This window comes from Ignavibacteriota bacterium, from assembly GCA_016707525.1.
In the GTDB taxonomy this organism is placed as follows: Bacteria; Bacteroidota; Ignavibacteria; order UBA10030; family UBA6906; genus JAGDMK01.
On sequence record JADJHP010000004.1, the window covers coordinates 1 to 17,269 of the forward strand.

Sequence of the window (17,269 nt, forward strand, 5' to 3'; positions counted from 1 at the left end):
CGATGGAGAAGGATTGTAGCCCATGGCGTTGTGCCGGCCGAGGGCGTAGAATGCGTTCGTGACGCTCTGCTTCCTGTCCACCTCCGGAACGAACATCGCGTTCGCATTCCGGTCGAACCTTCCCTACCCACTCCGCGAAGTTCGGGAAGTAGATGTCGGGGGCGAGAAAGTCGATTTGTGGGGCGGCCGCTTTCCACACGTCCATCAGATGGGGGAGCGGACCCGCGCTGGGATACTGTCCGGGCTTGTAGTTCGGACGTATCAGCGCCGCATTCACATACATCGGGAGCGGGTATTCCGCTTTCCCCGCTTGCGCCACGGCATCGGTGTACCTTCCGAAATGCCAGGCCATGAAGATCTCGTCCGTCGCGGGGCCTTTTCCGAAGACATCTTCCCAGGTTCCCGCACCCCGCCCGCCGCCGCCTGCCCATGCCTTCTGCAGTTCATCGGTAAGCGCGGCCTTGTGCTTCTGCATGAAAGCAAGAAGCTCCGGGGGAACCTGCTGCGCGAACGCCCTGTCCGCTTCCGGCGAATGATCCCGTGCCTCCGGGATCATCCCGATCTCATTTTCTACCTGGATCATCACGACAGTATGCGTGGTGCCGTCAACGGCGCGGAGGTGCTTCATGAACGCCGCGAACGCCCGGGCATCGGCATCTCTGTTGTCCTTGCTGAACGGCGTCATGATCTCCACGGCCCTGCCGTCACTGGTCCGCGCGCGCGGGAATCGCTTCTGGGCCGTCTTCGCCCAGAGTGGCGCGTAGCAGGACATGCTGTTCTTCCACGTCCCGAACCAGAGGACCACGATCGTGATATCGTTGGCCCGCGCCTGTGCGATGAGGCCATCCACAAGCGTGAAATCGAACACGCCTTCTTCCGGTTCTATCAGTTCCCAGTACACCGGCATCAGCACCGTGTTCAGATGCATAGCCTTGAGCCGTGGCCACACTGCCGACATGTACTTCAGGTCGGAGGCACTGGAGTTGCCGAGCTCGCCGCCGAGCATCAGAAAGGGTTTGCCGCCGACGATCAATTGCGTCGCCGCTCCCTGCTTCTGCAGGTGCGGGATCGCCGTAACGTCCTGAGCGCCGGCACTGCCGCGTGCGCCGGAGAAGCACGACGGCTGCAACGGGCACGGCCGCAAGGGGCGTGAGCAGCGTCGGAAAATGCGTTCGGTATGCATCAGAGAATGTTCCATGGATGATCGATAAACAAAACAGCCCGCCCGCGTGACTCACGGGCGGGCTGCCACAGCCACCATCACAGCACCACCACTACTTCGCGAAGGCAGCTTCTTGACCGACGTGAAGGCCTTGGCGCCATCCGCCGGACGGCCTTCCATCCGGTAGATATACACCGGTGGCCAGGCCCGAAGCGTTCCATGTGATACTATACCGACCAGCGACCTGAACACCGTTCACCAATGTATTGACCTCGCGGCCAAGGATGTCGTAGATGACGATCTTCACGTCGGCATTCGCCGGAACGTCGTAGCGGATGATGGTTTGCACGGTTGACGCCCGCTGCCGCGCTTGCCGGCGCGACGAGTGACGGGGCGACCGGAGCGGCAGGCACCGTGGTGAAGCTGAAACCACCGGTGTAGAAGCTCGTACCGCCCGCATTGATCGCTTCGACCTTCCAGGTGTAATTGGTCAGCTTGGCGAGCCCGTTGACCCGGTACATCGTATCCGTCGTCGTGTACGTGACGGAGGAGCTGATGGTCGACAGCTGCAGATTGTAGCTCACTGCGTTGCCCACCACACGCCGGTGAAGAACACGCTATCCGATACGACATTGATGGCGCCGTTCGCCGGCGAGACAAGTGTCGTCCTGGAGGGCGGGGCCATGACGCTGAACGTATCGATCGACGAATAGGCGGTCGAGCCCAGATCGTTGAGACCGCGGACGCGCCAGTAGAACTTCTGGCCGCCGGTGAACTGACCCGGGTAGGCCGTATCCGCGGTCACTTCATCGGCATACAGCACCGTGAACGACGGCATATTTGACACCTGCCACTGATACCGCGATGCATCGGCGGTACGGTTCACCTTCAGCGACAGCAACGAGGGCTGGTTGGTGCCCTTGTTGGGCGGAGCCACCTGCGTCGGGACGGTCGCCGCTGCGCTGCCGGACGTCGTGAAGTTGAATGCTGCAGTATATTCGCTCGTGAAGCCGGCGTTGATCGCCGCAACGCGCCAGTAGTACTTCGTGGCGGCGCCGAGGGAATAGGCGTAGCTCGTGCCATTCACGGTGGCATTCACTGCGATGAGCGACTTCTTCTCGAAGGTCGGATCGAGGGAGACCTGCACGGTAAGCGAGGCACCCGAGGCCGCATCCGTCCAGCGTATCGGTTGCGGCAACCGAGACCGCACTGCATTCGCCGGTGCGGTCGGTGATTGCCCACCCGGAACCGCCGAACCCCTGTTTCACCGTCCAGTACTTGTCAACCGCCAGCCGGTGTACGTGGCCATTTCGCCATCCGGCCACCGCACGCTGACGCTGTCGATGGTAGTGTTGATGCCGATGCCAAAGATCGCGCGCATCTCGCCGCGGCCCGCCGCACCACCCTCACCCTTGATCCAACGGTACTGTTTGAACGTGCCGCCCTGAGTATACAGGGTGAACTTCGCGCCAATAGCATTCAGGTTGTGGCCCTTGCCGACCGGGGTGAAGCCGATCCAATGGTTCGAATTGCCGCTGTTCTTCTGGAACACCGAATTCAGGCCGGTATAATTGTAGATATCCAGGAAACCGTCGTTGTTGTAGTCCACGAACCCGCCGGCGCGCCCGCCACCAGCCGTCGCCACATAATCCTGGTTCGTCACTTCGGTGACCGTCCCGTTGCCGTTGTTGCGGAACAGGCGGGTGGTGCCAAACGTCGTGCTTGCGTAGACATCCGGCAATCCGTCGTTGTTGTAATCGCCGATGTCCCACGCACGGATGCTGCCCGAGGTCAGCAATCCGCATCGACATAGCTCGACCCGTTCCACTTGGAACGTGAACTGCCATCGCCCTTGCCATACAGGAGGACGATGTTCGTTGCCCGGCGCAGGCCATCACAGTTGTTGGCCTCGGTACCGGTCAACAGCACGTCGACGTTCCCATCGTTGTTGAGGTCCCCACTGGCTGCCAATGGCGTTGAAATGCCGGACGGTGTCTTCAACGATGATGCCCGTATCGGCGACCGCCCGGGCGTAGAATTCCCCCGCCGCCGACATGGAATCGAGTGCATAGAGCGTACGGCCAAGCGATGCTGAGCCCGGGATAAAGAACTTGCCGGTACCATCATTCAGGAACAGGATGCTCCCCTTCTTTGCACCGATCGTGTCGGAACCGCCGTTGAATGCCCGGAAGCCGTGACGGAAGCTGGGCATCAACAGGTCCTGATAGCCGTCATTGTTGGCATCGATGAAGTGGATGCTCCAGCATTCATAGGCGCGGGTGGTATCGATGGCCAACTGTCCGGCAGCGGCGCCATTCCCGACGCGCGTGAAACCGGAGGACCGCCCTTCAGCAGTTCGATGCCCGTGCCGCGCGGCAGATCGCGCCATCGCTCCATGCGGCATTTTTGTGACCGTGCCGCCGCACTCAGGTAGTTGCTGTGGTCGATGTCCGCCACCGCCATGCCGGCGAACACCGAACCGGGTGGCGCCCGCGCTGGCAAGCGGGCCTACGCCCGTTGCGGGGACGTAGGTGCCAAGGCTGTCAAAATACAGTCCCGTCTGGGGAGCGGCGTTGTTCGTCGACCACAGATCAGGAACGCCATCGCCGTTGATGTCGGCGAAGAGCCCGCCGACGGAGTTGTTACTGTTCCCGATCGCGGCCGTCCTCGTGTACGCCACCTGGGTGAACGAGGTGAGGTTGTTCAACAGGACGTTATTCGGTGGGATCCAGAGATCGTGCGTGCCGTCGCCGTTGATATCCAGCCATGCGAAACCGCCATTGGATGCACCTGCCGCCGGAGCCGGCGTCGGAGCGGAACTGAACACGACTTCCTGCGCGGACAGGGTGCTGGCCCCGAGCACAAGGAAGAGAGCTCCCATGACGCTGAACCAGAAGAGCTTGTTCATACAAAACCTCCACGATTGTGGGGTGATGGAGTGTTGTGAGTTAGAGGAGTTGCGGGTTACGACACTTCAGTAAAAAGATTGAACAGCTTCAATCGAACGTCAACGACTATCCGGGTCACCTCCCTTCACATCCTGCACGTTCGCGGGCATCAGCAGGCCCCCGTCCGATGCAATGCATCGGACGGGCAAGTGCCTGAGGAAAGGATCACTTCATGAGAACCATCTTCTTCGTCAGCGACAGATTGTCGGCGGTGAGCCTGTAGAAGTACACGCCGCTGGCGAGATATCCGGCATTGAACTGGACCTCGTGACTCCCCGCGGCCTGCACGCCCGAAAAGAGCGTCGCGACTTCCATACCGAGAACATTGAAGACACGCAACGTCACGTGGCCGCTCTGGGGGAGCGCGTATGTGATCTGCGTGGCCGGGTTGAAAGGATTGGGATAGTTCTGGTCCAGGGAGAACTCCAGCGGACGGCCAGGAGCATCCTCGTCCACGGCGGTCACGCCATTCGTGAGCATGGTCGTGATGTTGGCACGCTCCGTCGCTGCCTGGGCCTTCCAGCCCGAGTACGTCGTCGGGAAGCTGCCCCACCACCGCCAGAGGTCGCCCAGCGGGAACCCGCCCATGGCTGCGGTCCTGAGCTTCGTGTTGGTGTAGCGGAGCTGCTCGCTCATCGGCCACTTCTGATTGATATCATCATTGGGGTTGAACGCCCATGTGGTATCCGAGTTGTCCGTCCACTTCCGGAGGAGGAAGCTCTTGATGCCATCCACATTCGTCGGCGGAATGAGGAAGCCCGGGTTCGTGGAATCATAGACGTTCAGCATGGAGATGTACGGCCACGTCGTCTTGTCGTTGAAGAAGATGCGCGTCTTCTCACTCATGAGCGGCATCGCCTGCGGCTTCCACGTGGTCGCCGTATCGCTGTACGGATTGCCGCCGGCGTAGTAGTCCCGCAGCCATTGGTCGTGGTAGTAGCTGTTGTTCGCGAACAGGATATGCCGCTGGTTCTCGGTGAAGGGGACCAGGAAATTGAAATTCGCGGTCCCGATGGTATCGATGTTGATCGCGCCACCCGTCGGAGTGTCGCCATCGGCGCCGGGGATGTAACCGAACATGTACGGATTGACAAAGATGGAGTTCGTCACGGAGAGCCACCACCACCAGCCGGATTCCAGTGTGTACATGACGGTGTTCAGGAACGTGCAATGGTTGAAGCTCACATAGTCCGCGTACTCGGCGCCCTCCTGCATGTACACGTAGCCCATGTTGGCGAACGTGGTGTTCTCGAACGACAGAGAGTCGATATGCCATCCCTGGGTGTTGAACGGGAAGGAGACAGCCCTGCCGTAGTAGCGGAAATGCGTGTCGATGAGGTTCTTGAAATAGCAGTTCGTGAACTTCAACCGTGCATGCGCCGCCGACACCGTCACTGCCCCACCACCATTGGAGATGGGGCATAGTTGAAGATCACATTTTCAAAGACACCGTAGTTCACATTGTCCGTGGTATCCTGGTCGATCTCCAGCGCCGATCCGACCTGGGTGCCGACGCCATCCGTGTTGGTGGTGGCGTACAGGAGCCAGATGTTCTTCATATAGATGTCGCCATAGCAGTCGAAGTTGAACGTCGTGCTCACGCCGCTGCTCGGGGTCCAGCAGATCATCGGGGGGGCCGTCTCCTGCGTCGCTCCCGGATCAGGTGCGACGAGCGTCAGCTTCTTCCCTGCCGGGACCGTGATCGTCGAGCTGAGGACATACAGGCCATAGGGCTTCAGACGGAAGACCGTGTTGGAGAGGGTCCCCGCATCGATCTTGGCTGAACCGCGATATTCAGCGTCCCTTCCCCACCGCCGACATCGAACATATCGAGGACGTCCACCGTATCGGTCTGCGCTACAAGCAGCGCGGGGAATGACACCATCAACAGCAGCATCAACCATGCACACTTCTTCATGGTACACCTCCTGATGTGATTTTGATTTACCGTCGTCTGCTGAACATTCGTTACTGCATGGTGTAGCGGACACCGAGGTTGGCCGTCAGGCCATAGTACTGTTGCGACGTGAACCCGTTGATCGATGCCTGGGCGGACTCGTTCTTCTTGTTATTGATATTGTTGATGTCCAGGAACACCTGCAGCCCCGATATTGCTGACGGAGTTCCCCTGGAACAGGAACGACAGGCGCCCGGAGAATCCTTCGTAGTCATAGCCGATGTACGCGTTCAGCACATCGTCCGGCTGATTGATGAGCCGCCCGGACCGGGTGCGGTCGATCGTGATGACCTTGGTCGTCGGACGGGTTGCCGGCGGGACCGGCGGGACGATGATGGTCGTATCATTGCGCCACGGGTAGACCGCGCTGGAATTGATGTGCGTGTAATTCGCACCGAGCACAATGCCATTGAAGGGTTCCGGCAGGTACCAGAGACGGGTCTGGAAGTCGACCTCCACTCCCCGGATGTATGCGGTATACGGACTGTTGGTATACGTGTAGAGGCGCGCCCCATCTTTGGGATGGATCACGCCGCTGTTCGTCCGCACGCTGTAGGACAGAACGGAATCGAGCCCTGCGGGAGCGGAATTGTGCAGCGTATACTGGGTGTAGTACGTGAAGTTCTTCACTTCTTTGGAAAAGCCGCCCACCGAGAGGAGTCCCAATTCGCCACTGTAGAATGTGATGCACAGGTCGTGGTTGATGGCTTCGGCCGGCACCAACCGCGGATTGCCCGCCCACACGTTGGTCTGGGTGTAGTCCATATTGAAATGCGGCGAGAGCTGGTGATAGTCGGGCCGGGCCAGGGTCTTCGTATACGAGTACCGCACGTCCACCCAGGGGGTAATGTTGTACTTCGCCTGGACCATCGGAAGCAGATAACGGTTCCCGGATGGGCGGAGACCGTATCGATCACCTGGGTCGTCGCATCACGGCCATCGGACAGGTTGAACGCATCGAAGTAGGACCGCACTTCTCCCACCGCAGACCGCCGACGACGGAAAGATCCTCGCCGAAATTCAGCGTGGTCATCGCGTAACCGGAATAGTACTTCTCGAGGTACCGGTACTTGTTCGGCATGCGCTGGTAGGGGCCATCGAACCACCCCCCGGCATTGCTGCCGCTGGCATTCCGCGCACTGATGGAAGGGGTGTTCTCCAGAAGCCCGACGACGCCGTTCAGCCACCCGGGTCGCTCGCCCAGAGCATGCCGCCGAACGTGTTATCCAGGAATGGGTCGGTCAGCTTCATATCGCCTGACGTGAAATTCGTCCCCGGGAAGGCAGAGGCCGCGGAGTCGAGCCGCAGATTGTACTGCTGAATGACCAGATTCACGAGAGCCGTGCCGATCGCGGAACCCGGCTTCAGCGTGACGAACGGGGTCCCCTGATCGTTGACGTTGAGGCTGTGACGCAGTTCTCCACCCACCTTGAATGCGCCAGACGTGATCCCCTCAGGCGCAAATGGTACTTTGAAATCCGCTTTCAGGACCTGCGCATTCTGCTTGTACGAGGCACTGAAGAGACTGACGTTGCTCAGGAAGGTCCGCGACGCGCCAAGGTAGTTGATGCCTGACACCAGGGCTTCGGGCACGGCGTTCACCACGGTCGTCCCCGGGATCCCCCGGTCTGCGAGAAATCGAACTGCGGCAGGCCGGGCGTGTAGTTGCGGGAATACGAGTTCGCGAGTTTGATCTCCGCCGACATGAAGCCGAAGTCATTCTCGTACTCGAGGGAGTTCATCGCCATATCGGTCTTGTTCAGTCCCTGCCGGTACCGGAAGTTGATATTGTGGAACTGAGAGTCCAGGATCTGCTGGTAGTCCTTGTAGTCCGACGACAAACGGCTGAGGACGTTGATCATCTTCAATGATCCGGACGGCAGACGGAAGTCGAGGATCAGGTTCCCGCCGTACCGGTTGCGGGTCTCGAGATGGCGGTTGAGCGTGACGCTCGTTACGATCACCGGACGGAAGCCATCCGCCTGCACGATGCTGGACTGGGGTGAATATGCCGCACTCATTGTCTGCGTTGCGGTCGTAGCTTTCCGCGTTCGCCAGCACATAGACGCCGAGATCGCCGTCCAGGAATCTGTCGCTCGCCGCGGCAACGAACCGATAGTTGCCGTATTTCCCGCTCTTGGCGGTGTAGCCGGACTGGGCCAGGATGTCCGTCCGGAACCCTTCCGGCGCTTCGCGCAATTGCATGTTGACGTAGCCGCCGATCGCGTTCGCGTTCATGTCGGGGGTCAGCGACTTGTAGACCTCCACGGTCTTGATCATGTACGGCGTGATCATCGTGAGGTCGACGCTCCGGTCGTTGCTGATCGCGCCGGAAGTCCCGCCCTGGGATGCCGCACCGATCTGGGTGCTGCCCGTTGCCGAGAGGGTGATGCCGCTCACGGCTACCTGGTTGTACTGCGGCGCCAGACCACGGATGACGACCTTACTCGCCTCGCCCGAACTCTGGATCGTGGACACACCCGGCAAGCGGCTGATCGCCTGCGCGGCGTTGAAGTCCGGCAGTTCCTGGATCTTCGCTTCGGACACGACGCTCACGATCTTGTCGGACGAGAGCTGCTGGTTGATCGCCTGCAACTGTCCCTGGGCCTGCCCGGTCACCAGCACTTCCTCACCTTCGATCGTCGTCGCAGTGAGCGAGAAGTCCTGCGTGAGCGTGCCACCAGCCGGAACCGTCACGGTGATGCTCACCGATTTGTATCCCACGTACGCCACCGTCAGCGTTTGCACACCCGCCGGCGCATTCTTGATGGTGTAGAACCCGTCGAGGTTCGTGGATGCGCCGGAACTCGTCCCTTTGATGATGACGTTGGCACCCGGCAGCTTATCCTTCGAGGTCCTATCGGAGACCGTTCCCTTGATCGTTCCCGTGCCCTGACCCAGGGCAACCTGCGCGACCGCGAACAGAGCGACCAGCACGAGGACCACGACGTGCCGCATTGCGTATCGTGGAGACATAACCTGACCCTCCTGATAACAAGCGTGAATTGGATTCGTCATTGAAGATACCGTTCCACTTCCCCTCCGGGGGAATGGGCATGCCGTGTCATGCCCCCGCAGGGGCGGTGGCTTCGCCGTAATGGCTGCGGCGTTCCGTAAGTTCCTCCGCCATCTGGACTTCCAACTTCCTGGTGATCTTGTAGAAGAACAGGATCACCGCACACAGCGCGAACGTCACCGCCGGGTAGATGCTCATCGTCATGAGGATCCCGTTGAGCGCCTCGGGCGACTGTACCGCGTTCGGCACATAGCCATAGGCAGCAAGGACATAGCCTGTGATCGCGCCGCCGAAACCCAGTCCGGCCTTGAGGGCGAACACGATGGCAGAGAACACGATCCGCGTGGCGCGGCGGTTGTTCTTCCACTCGGAGTAGTCCGCCACGTCCGCCATCATCGCCCAGAGGAGCGGGATGGTGAAACCATAGATGAACTGCCGGAGGACCTCCGTCACGATCATCAGCGTCACCGCCGCCGGGGGCAGGAAAACGAACAGCGCTGTGAACACGGTGGTGCCGAGCAACCCCCCGATGAACACATTCCGCTTCCCGAACCGCATCGCCATCCCCTTCGAGAAGAAGATCCCGATGATCGTCGCGGTGGTACCGAGGACATTGAAAAGGCTGAAGTAACTGTCGTCGCCGACATAGTACTTGAAGTAGTACAGCACCACACTGCCACGCATCGCCAGGGTGATGAACAGGATGAGGGTCAGCACGAACATCGCCAGCCACGGGCCGTTCTTCATGAGATCAGCAAAATGCTGGCCGACCGTCGCCTTCTGGTCGGGCGCAGGCTGAATGCGCTCCTTCGTCGTTGCGAAGGTGATGAAGAAGAAGACCACGGCGAGCGTGGAGAAGATCGCCATGGTGAACTGATAGCCGCGGGCGCTGTCCCCCGCCCCGAAGTAGGTGACCATCGGCAGAGCTAGGCCCTGGATGACGAGTTGTGCGAGCATGGCGAAGACGAAACGGTACGAAGAGAGGCTGGTGCGTTCACCCAGATCGCCGGTCATGACCCCGCTCAGGGCCGAGTACGGCAGGTTGTTCGCGGAGTAGACCATCATCAGGACGATGTAGGTGACGTACGCATAGATCAGCTTGCCGTCCGCCGACAGGTCCGGCGTCACGACGGTCAGGAACCCCATGATGCCGAACGGCACGGCGGTCCAGAGGACCCATGGACGGAACTTGCCCCACCGCGTATTCGTCCGGTCGGCAACCACACCCATGATCGGATCGAAGATGGCGTCCCACACCCGCACGACCACCAGCAGCGTTCCCGCGGCTGCAGCCGTGATACCGAACGTGTCCGTATAGAACACGAGCTGGAACATCACCATCGTCTGGAAGATGAAGTTGGCCGCGGTGTCGCCCAGCGCGTAGCCGACCTTTTCTTTGATAGAGTGTGACCGATTTCACCATGACGCCATGCCTCGCCGCTAAGGATGAGTGAAACTAGTGGACGCGCAGCAGTACTTTCGTGAGATCGCAGTCCCGGGAGGACGTGCCGACCATGATCGCGAATTCGCCGGGCTCCACGACACGCTCTTTGCGGATGTTCGTGAAGGCCAGCTGATCGGGCCCGAGGGTGAAGGTGATGGTCCGGGACTCGCCGGAACGCAAGGCCACACGCATGAACCCTTTGAGTTCCTTCACCGGACGAGTCACGGAGCTGACCATGTCGCGGATGTACATTGCACGACCTCCACGCCGTCGCAGGAACCCGCATTCTTCACCTCCACCGTGACGGCCGTTGTCTCGCCGGCGCCGATATCGCTCTGAGCCAGGACCGGCGCACCCACGGAGAACGAAGCATAACTCAGTCCGAATCCGAACGGAAAGAGTGCTGTCACGTCGTCGAAGATATACCCCCGGCGGGCGGAGGGCTTGTGATTGTAGAAGCACGGGAGATGGCCGGAGGAGCGCGGGAAGGAGATCGGAAGCTTGCCGGAAGGATTGCAGTCGCCGAAGAGCACGCTGGCAACCGCATGGCCCGTCTCCTGTCCCAGATACCAGCACTCGATCACGGCTCGCGCCTGCTGCTGGATATCGCCGATCACTTTCGGCCGGCCGTTGAACAGGAGGACGATCACCGGCTTCCCCGTCGCGACCACGGCGCTCACCAGATCCTGCTGCCGTCCGAACAAGCGGAGGTCGGGACGGTCGCCCAGATGGGTCTTCCCCCATCCCTCACGGGAGGTCTGTTCGTTGCCGCCGATCGCCAGGACCACCACGTCCGACTGCTTCGCGACGGTGACCGCTTCCGCGATCGCTGCGATGTCCTCTGCCGGATCGGACGGGACCACGGTGTCTTCGTTCCACGATCCACCCACCGTGATCTTGCAGCCTTCACTGTACACGACCTTCACATCCTTGCCGGCCCGTTCCCTGATCCCCTGCAGCACCGTGGTGTAGTAGCGGGGCTCTCCACTGTATCCACCCAGCAGCCTCCTGTCCGCATTCGGCCCGATCACGGCGATCGTACTGCCCGGAGGCAGGGTGAGGGGAAGGACGCGCCCTTCATTCTTCAAGAGGACCATGGTCTCCTGCGCAGCGCGCAGGGCGATGGGACGGTCGTCGTCGAGCTTCCGCTCGTGGTAGGCAGGCCTGATCTCCACGTACGGCTCTTCAAACAGACCGAGCCGGAATTTCTGTTCGAGCAGCGGCGCAACGAGCGCATCGAGGACGATGACATCCACCACACGCTCTTTGACAAGCACGGCGAGTTCCGGATAGCAATCCGGGTCGGGCAGTTCGATATTGACCCCGGCGGCCACCGCAAGCTTCGCCGCTTCGCGCTTATCGTGTGCGAGCCAGTGTCCCGTCGATTCATCCCGGTCATGAAGCTCGGTGATGGCGAAATAATCGGAGACCACGATCCCGGAAAAGCCCCATTCGCGCCGGAGGACATCCTGGAGGAGCCAGGAACTGGCATGGGAGGGGACGCCATCGATCTCATTGTAGGAGGCCATGACGCTGAGTGCCCCGGCATGGAGGATGCAATCGCGGAAGGGTGCCAGGAACGTGTCGCGCAGTTCCCGCTCCGAGACGTTCACGGGGCCGCAGTTCGTCCCCGCTTCCGGCTGTCCATGCGCGGCAAAATGCTTGAGTGTCGCCACCACGTGTTTGCCGTCCTTGAACGTCGCGTCGCCCTGGAACCCGCGGACCGCCGCCTGCGCCATCTGTGACACGAGATGGGGATCCTCACCGAAGGTCTCTTCCACGCGGCCCCACCGCGGATCGCGCGCCACGTCGGCGACGGGCGTGAGTGCATGTTGTGCCCCACGGCTCCGGGTGTCTTCCGCAATGGCCGTGTAGACTTCTTCGACGAGAGCGGGATCGAAGGTTGATGCCAGGCCGATCGGTTGCGGGTAGCTTGTCGCATCAAAGGCAGCAAGGCCGTGGAGACATTCCTCGTGGAAGATCACCGGGATGCCGAGCCGTGTTTCTTCAACGAAGTATTTCTGGATGGCGTTCGCCAGGACAGCCATATCGGCGGGACGAAGCCCCGGGCGCGCATCGCTGAGCCGCGCCACCTGCCCGATGCCGTGCGGCAAGTGCGTCCGGAGACGGGCAATGTCCAGGTCCCGTTCTCGCCCAGCATCACGGCCGTGCGCTGGCGCCACACGCCGGTCATCTGCGCGATCTTCTCATCCAGCGTCATGCGACTCAGGAGATCGGCAACACGCTCCGCCACGGGAGGCGGGATTCCTGTACGGAACGTTCGTGCCGGGCCGCTCTCCGACGGAGGACGGGGTCGCATCGCTTCGTGTCTGCGGGGTCATGATCGGGTTTCTTATGCGATGTACGAATTCAGGATGTTCTCGAGCATCTCCTGACGGGCGCTCGGGGTGACAGGTGCATCATTCTGCATGATCCATGCGTCGATCGCCGTGAGATCGGACTTCCCTGCCATCATGGAAGCGCCGATGCCGCTGCCATACGTCGCGTAGCGGTTTCGCCAGTACCGTTTCAAAGACCTTCTCTTCACGCAGCTTCTGTGCGATGAGCAATCCGCGTGCAAACGTGTCCATGCCGCCGATGTGTGCGTAGAACAGATCGGTCGGGTCGGTCGACGTGCGACGCACCTTGGCATCGAAGTTCAACCCGCCGGTGCCGAGGCCGTCCTGACCGAGGATCACCATCATCGCCAGTGTGGCACTGGAGATGTCGGTCGGGAACTGGTCCGTGTCCCATCCCAGCAACAGGTCGCCGCGATTCGCATCGACGCTGCCAAGTTTCCCGCCGCAGAGGCAACGGCAAGTTCGTGTTCAAAGGTATGGCCCGCGAGTGTCGCGTGATTCGCCTCGATGTTCAGCTTGAAGTGGTCATAGAGGTCGTACTGCTTCAGGAAATACAGCGTCGCGGCAGCGGTGGAATCGTACTGATGCTTCATCGGTTCGGCCGGCTTCGGCTCGATGAGAAACTGCCCGGTAAACCCGATCTTCTTCTTGTAGTCGACGACCATGTGGAGGAAGCGCGCCATCTGGTCCTGTTCGTGCTTCAGATCGGTATTCAGGAGCGACTCGTACCCTTCCCGGCCGCCCCAGAACACGTAGTTTTCACCGCCGAGGGCCTTCGTCGCATCGAGCGCATGCTTCACCTGGGCCGCGGCGAGGGCCATGACGTGCGCATTCGGACTTGTTGCCGCGCCCTGCGCGTACACCGGGTCACTGAACAGGTTCGCGGTACCCCAGAGCAACTTGATGCCGGTGCTCTTCTGGAGTCCGCCTGCGAGGTCCACGATCGCTTCGAGCTGCTTGCAGGTCTTCGCGAACGACCCGGCCGCAGGTGCGATGTCACGGTCGTGGAAACAGTAGAAGTCCACCCCGAGCTTCTGCATGAACTCGAACGCCGCTTCCATGGTCTGCCGTGCCTGATCCATGGGGTCGGCCGCCTTCGTCCACGGGCGTGCTACACTTGCGCTGCCGAACATATCGGCACCCGTGCCCATCATGGTATGCCAGTACGCAACCGAGAAGCGCAGGTGCTCCGCCATGGTCTTGCCGCCGACCTTGCGGTTCCGGTCGTAGTACTTGAACGCAAGGGGATTCTTCGACTCTTTGCCCTCAAAGGGGATGGGCCCTGTGACCTCGGGGAAGAAGGTGTTCGTCATTGTGTGCTCCGTGCCTTCGTGGTCGAAGGCGTTACGACTGATGAGATCGGATGAAGGAAGACCTGGAGAGCTGCGGGAAACGGAAAACGTGCATATCAGTTCAGCGTCACTTGTACCGGTTCAATTTTAACAAACAAATTCTGACTTGTCAAGTGAAAAAACGCATTTCGCTAAGATATATTCATTCCTCCGCGGTCGGGGTATGCCGGGGGTGGCGATACAAGCTCTATGCCATCAAAGGATCTTCAGGGAAACCATGAGTTCCCGCGTGGAGCGCTGATCCTGGATCGCGGCAACGGCATACCCCACCGAGAGCATGGATTCCAGGCGCCAGAAGAGCACCAGCCTCAGATCCACCTGGCCACCCAGGTTATACACCATCGTCCTGCTGGGCCTGTGATCTGGATCGGCCACCGCCGCAGAGGAAAAGAGCGCAAGCCGCGCCCACGTGCAGAATACCGGTGCTCGTCCTGATGATCCACCCAGTTATTCCCGAACCCTCCAAGGAAGAAACTTGCGAACGGTTCGCCGCGTGTGCCGATCGCCTGTCCGGCGGAGGCACGGAGCCAGATCGAGGAATGATCAAGGGGCAGCAAAAAGCCGTACGCTCCTTCAAGCGAGAAGCGGGGATACAATGACGAGCGGACATAGTTGGAGAAGATGTTCACCGACGCACTGACACCCTGCTCGTACTCCACGGCACCCAGTGACCGGCGGAGGTTGTGGTAGTCGAGACCCCCGCGCAGACTGAGCAGGCGGTCGTAGGATGCCGATACGTTCTGATACTCCGGCACATGATCCAATCCGCCGAAAGCCGACGCTGTGATGGTGTAGTCGAGCATGCGGGGACGATCGATGATCAGGCTCCCCGCATATCCGACGCTGATGCCGTACCCCTTCCGGCTCGTCTTCGTCGGCCCGAACAGATCATAGAAATCCGCCCGGTTGTACGAGAGCTTCACCTTCCACGGCCAGTGCCGGATGTCCACCGATGCATGAATGCGTTCCCCCACCGGCAACGACGGTGAAGGCGTATACGATACCGTGGCTTCGATGCTCTCAAGTTGCAGCGGATCTGACAACGTCATCTTCAGACCCGCCGCGGTGTAGTCCTTGTACGCGGCAACGATCGGATAGACGGATTGCAGCCGGAGTTCGCTGAGGCCGTTGTATTCCCCACGGAAGGTGATCACCGAATCGGGATCGATCGCGCGTGGCGATCCCACCGTCCATCGGGTGACGACCGGATGCTCATCCACGATGCGTTGGCCGAGGTATGTGACGGCATTCAGGTCCTCTTTCGCGGCCACCGGGAGGACCACCGGAACAAACCCGCGTCCGGTATATTCGAATGCGATCACGGAATCCCCGGACATCGGCATCGGACGGAAGAACCCGGTCTCGGCATTCGTCAGCACCGCATGGTTCCGGTTCTCGAGATCGTACCGGATCAGGTTCGACACACCAGTATAGTACGACGAGCCGTAGAGGAATCGCCCGTCCTCTGAGAAAGTAAAATTCTGTGGAGAGGTGTTGTTCTCGAAGGCGAGGAGGGTCCGGGCGTCGCCCTTCCCGGCCATCAGCGCCGGGATGGAGAGGCTGACAAGCGACTGTGTTCCGTTGATCTCGATCAACGAACCGATGAGCGTCGTGCCGTCAGGGGATACATCGAGGTCGAAGATGTCCTTCCCGTACTCCAATGGCAGCACAGTATACCACGACGTATACGGCGGTGGGATGCGCACGATCGTTGAAATCCCGCCGCTGTGCCGCACACCCCAGAGGACCTTGTCGTTGCGCGAGAACGCAAGATCGCCCACCCGCGCTTCCGGGATCAGCCGGCGCACATCACGTGTCCGGATATCCACCGCGTAGAGATGGCGCCAGTCGCGGCTATTGTTCGTGGTGAAGAAGAGCCTCTCCCCCTCTGCATCATGGGCGAGTGCACACACGGAATACAGTGCAGGGGTCTCCACATCACAGATCTTGCTGAGGCTCCCCGTCCGCATGTCGATGGCGGCGATGTGGGCAAGCTGTCCCGGATAGTTGATCGCGGCATAGATGGCCTGTCGTTCCGGATCGAAGAAGGCGCGGGAGAGCGAACCCAATGCGCGTGGCGAGACCCGCCGACCGCGGGTGACGGGATAGCGCCGGATCGAATCCAGGTTTGCCTGCTGGAACCTGTGCTCCCAGGCGATCCACCGGCCCCATTCGTCCTCGAGCGACGTGCCGAACAGCGCTGCAAAGGCACTGCTGAAATCCGCCGCACTCGAGTCTGTCCGCGAGCACCATGCAAGCACCTTCTCCGGCCCGAAGGTCAACCCGCAGTAGCTCACAAAACGGGTCCCGTACAGATAGGAGTTCGCGCCGACCTGGAAATCGACCGTGGTCCCTTCCGACTCGAGCCCGACGATATCATAGATGAAGCTGCTGTCCCTGATCATGGTCCGGAACACCATTTCGTCCCACCCCCCGAGTGCGCGGCCTATGCCGCCGGCCATCCACGTCTCCATGAACACCGCCAGCCCCTCGTGGTACCACCGCGGCGAGTACTTCCGCGGATTCGTCCAATAGCTGTAGAGCATCGAAAGCGGCTGGTCTGCGGCCGGGGCGACCTTGCCCCCGAACAGCCCGCGGAAGAACCGGTCACCCGCCGATGCCTTGTCCGATGCCACGATGTGCAGCAACTCGTGGTTCATCACCCAGTTGAATCGTTCGTTGGTCGGTGCCGTATCGAAATCATACCGGTACGGCTCGATGCCGAGCCGGAGGTAATTGAATGGCACGCCTGTCGCCCCCGCATACCCGTAGTCATCGAAGTCCTCGAGCAGCACATGCACCGGTCCGTCAGGATGGTAGTTGAACAAGCGACGGTGGAAGCCCAGGGAGTTCTCGAACGTGCGCACCAGATGCGGGATCACGTACTCATGGGAGGGGTCGTAGTAGATGAGACGGAGATCGTTCGTGCGAACGGTGAGGAACTGCGCGATGGCGGGGGTGGTCACGACGAGGCAGAGGAGAGACAGCCAGGAGCGCCTGATCGACATGGATCCCATCCGGGGTGGTGGC

General features: G+C 60.7%; 16 protein-coding genes and 2 pseudogenes. All 18 read right to left on the minus strand.

The genetic code is table 11. The annotated features are described in order from the left end of the window. On the minus strand, nucleotides 1–1,198 hold a 1,198-nt coding region (locus IPI01_08035; protein MBK7257736.1), incomplete at its 3' end, for a beta-galactosidase. A 76-nt stretch (nucleotides 1,199–1,274) separates the two neighbouring features. Further along, nucleotides 1,275–1,511 carry a hypothetical protein gene (locus IPI01_08040; GenBank protein MBK7257737.1) on the minus strand — a complete coding sequence of 79 codons (237 nt, stop codon included), beginning with the start codon at nucleotides 1,509–1,511 and terminating at the stop codon, nucleotides 1,275–1,277. Between the two features lie 231 nt (nucleotides 1,512–1,742). Then, a complete protein-coding gene (locus IPI01_08045) occupies nucleotides 1,743–2,372 on the minus strand; it encodes a hypothetical protein (protein ID MBK7257738.1) in 630 nt (209 codons plus the stop codon). A gap of 54 nt (nucleotides 2,373–2,426) precedes the next feature. Beyond that, nucleotides 2,427–2,960 (minus strand): CRTAC1 family protein, encoded by a 534-nt coding sequence (locus tag IPI01_08050; protein MBK7257739.1) that lies wholly within the window; start codon nucleotides 2,958–2,960, stop codon nucleotides 2,427–2,429. Next, nucleotides 2,954–3,091 (minus strand): hypothetical protein, encoded by a 138-nt coding sequence (locus IPI01_08055; GenBank protein MBK7257740.1) that lies wholly within the window; start codon nucleotides 3,089–3,091, stop codon nucleotides 2,954–2,956. The genes IPI01_08050 and IPI01_08055 overlap by 7 nt, the downstream gene beginning before the upstream one ends. Continuing rightward, nucleotides 3,057–4,070: a VCBS repeat-containing protein gene (locus IPI01_08060; protein ID MBK7257741.1), complete on the minus strand. Its 1,014-nt coding sequence runs from the start codon at nucleotides 4,068–4,070 to the stop codon at nucleotides 3,057–3,059. The genes IPI01_08055 and IPI01_08060 overlap by 35 nt, the downstream gene beginning before the upstream one ends. A 205-nt stretch (nucleotides 4,071–4,275) precedes the next feature. Then, nucleotides 4,276–5,505 carry a T9SS type A sorting domain-containing protein gene (locus tag IPI01_08065; GenBank protein MBK7257742.1) on the minus strand — a complete coding sequence of 410 codons (1,230 nt, stop codon included), beginning with the start codon at nucleotides 5,503–5,505 and terminating at the stop codon, nucleotides 4,276–4,278. After that, nucleotides 5,502–5,738: a hypothetical protein gene (locus IPI01_08070; protein ID MBK7257743.1), complete on the minus strand. Its 237-nt coding sequence runs from the start codon at nucleotides 5,736–5,738 to the stop codon at nucleotides 5,502–5,504. Before IPI01_08070 ends, IPI01_08065 begins: the two co-directional genes overlap by 4 nt. 107 nt (nucleotides 5,739–5,845) lie before the next feature. Beyond that, a complete protein-coding gene (locus IPI01_08075) occupies nucleotides 5,846–6,028 on the minus strand; it encodes a hypothetical protein (GenBank protein ID MBK7257744.1) in 183 nt (60 codons plus the stop codon). Nucleotides 6,029–6,178: 150 nt separating this feature from the next. Further along, nucleotides 6,179–6,937 (minus strand): TonB-dependent receptor, encoded by a 759-nt coding sequence (locus tag IPI01_08080; protein MBK7257745.1) that lies wholly within the window; start codon nucleotides 6,935–6,937, stop codon nucleotides 6,179–6,181. 309 nt (nucleotides 6,938–7,246) lie between these two features. Continuing rightward, a complete protein-coding gene (locus IPI01_08085) occupies nucleotides 7,247–7,672 on the minus strand; it encodes a hypothetical protein (GenBank protein MBK7257746.1) in 426 nt (141 codons plus the stop codon). After that, the gene (locus IPI01_08090) at nucleotides 7,666–7,809 is read right to left on the minus strand and encodes a hypothetical protein (protein MBK7257747.1); all 144 of its coding nucleotides are present in this window, start codon (nucleotides 7,807–7,809) and stop codon (nucleotides 7,666–7,668) included. Before IPI01_08090 ends, IPI01_08085 begins: the two co-directional genes overlap by 7 nt. Further along, nucleotides 7,784–9,043, minus strand: coding sequence for a carboxypeptidase-like regulatory domain-containing protein (locus tag IPI01_08095; protein ID MBK7257748.1), 1,260 nt, complete (start codon nucleotides 9,041–9,043; stop codon nucleotides 7,784–7,786). The genes IPI01_08090 and IPI01_08095 overlap by 26 nt, the downstream gene beginning before the upstream one ends. 88 nt (nucleotides 9,044–9,131) lie before the next feature. Then, a complete protein-coding gene (locus IPI01_08100) occupies nucleotides 9,132–10,484 on the minus strand; it encodes an MFS transporter (GenBank protein MBK7257749.1) in 1,353 nt (450 codons plus the stop codon). 55 nt (nucleotides 10,485–10,539) lie between these two features. Beyond that, nucleotides 10,540–12,748, minus strand: a pseudogene (locus IPI01_08105) (glycoside hydrolase family 3 C-terminal domain-containing protein). Between the two features lie 132 nt (nucleotides 12,749–12,880). Next, nucleotides 12,881–14,200, minus strand: a pseudogene (gene xylA, locus IPI01_08110) (xylose isomerase). Between the two features lie 234 nt (nucleotides 14,201–14,434). Next, the gene (locus tag IPI01_08115; GenBank protein MBK7257750.1) at nucleotides 14,435–14,581 is read right to left on the minus strand and encodes a hypothetical protein; all 147 of its coding nucleotides are present in this window, start codon (nucleotides 14,579–14,581) and stop codon (nucleotides 14,435–14,437) included. Then, complete coding sequence (locus IPI01_08120) at nucleotides 14,548–17,247, minus strand: hypothetical protein (GenBank protein MBK7257751.1); 2,700 nt, start codon at nucleotides 17,245–17,247, stop codon at nucleotides 14,548–14,550. The genes IPI01_08115 and IPI01_08120 overlap by 34 nt, the downstream gene beginning before the upstream one ends. Nucleotides 17,248–17,269 lie beyond the last annotated feature (22 nt).

Excerpts from the sequence above, each read along its gene's own strand:
- IPI01_08060 (MBK7257741.1), bottom strand. The coding sequence starts at position 4,070 with ATGAACAAGCTCTTCTGGTTCAGCGTCATGGGAGCTCTCTTCCTTGTG.
- IPI01_08070 (MBK7257743.1), bottom strand. The coding sequence starts at position 5,738 with ATGATCTGCTGGACCCCGAGCAGCGGCGTGAGCACGACGTTCAACTTC.
- IPI01_08075 (MBK7257744.1), bottom strand. The coding sequence starts at position 6,028 with ATGAAGAAGTGTGCATGGTTGATGCTGCTGTTGATGGTGTCATTCCCC.
- IPI01_08080 (MBK7257745.1), bottom strand. The coding sequence starts at position 6,937 with ATGGTCCAGGCGAAGTACAACATTACCCCCTGGGTGGACGTGCGGTAC.
- IPI01_08090 (MBK7257747.1), bottom strand. The coding sequence starts at position 7,809 with ATGAACTCCCTCGAGTACGAGAATGACTTCGGCTTCATGTCGGCGGAG.
- IPI01_08095 (MBK7257748.1), bottom strand. The coding sequence starts at position 9,043 with ATGTCTCCACGATACGCAATGCGGCACGTCGTGGTCCTCGTGCTGGTC.
- IPI01_08115 (MBK7257750.1), bottom strand. The coding sequence starts at position 14,581 with ATGGTGTATAACCTGGGTGGCCAGGTGGATCTGAGGCTGGTGCTCTTC.
- IPI01_08120 (MBK7257751.1), bottom strand. The coding sequence starts at position 17,247 with ATGTCGATCAGGCGCTCCTGGCTGTCTCTCCTCTGCCTCGTCGTGACC.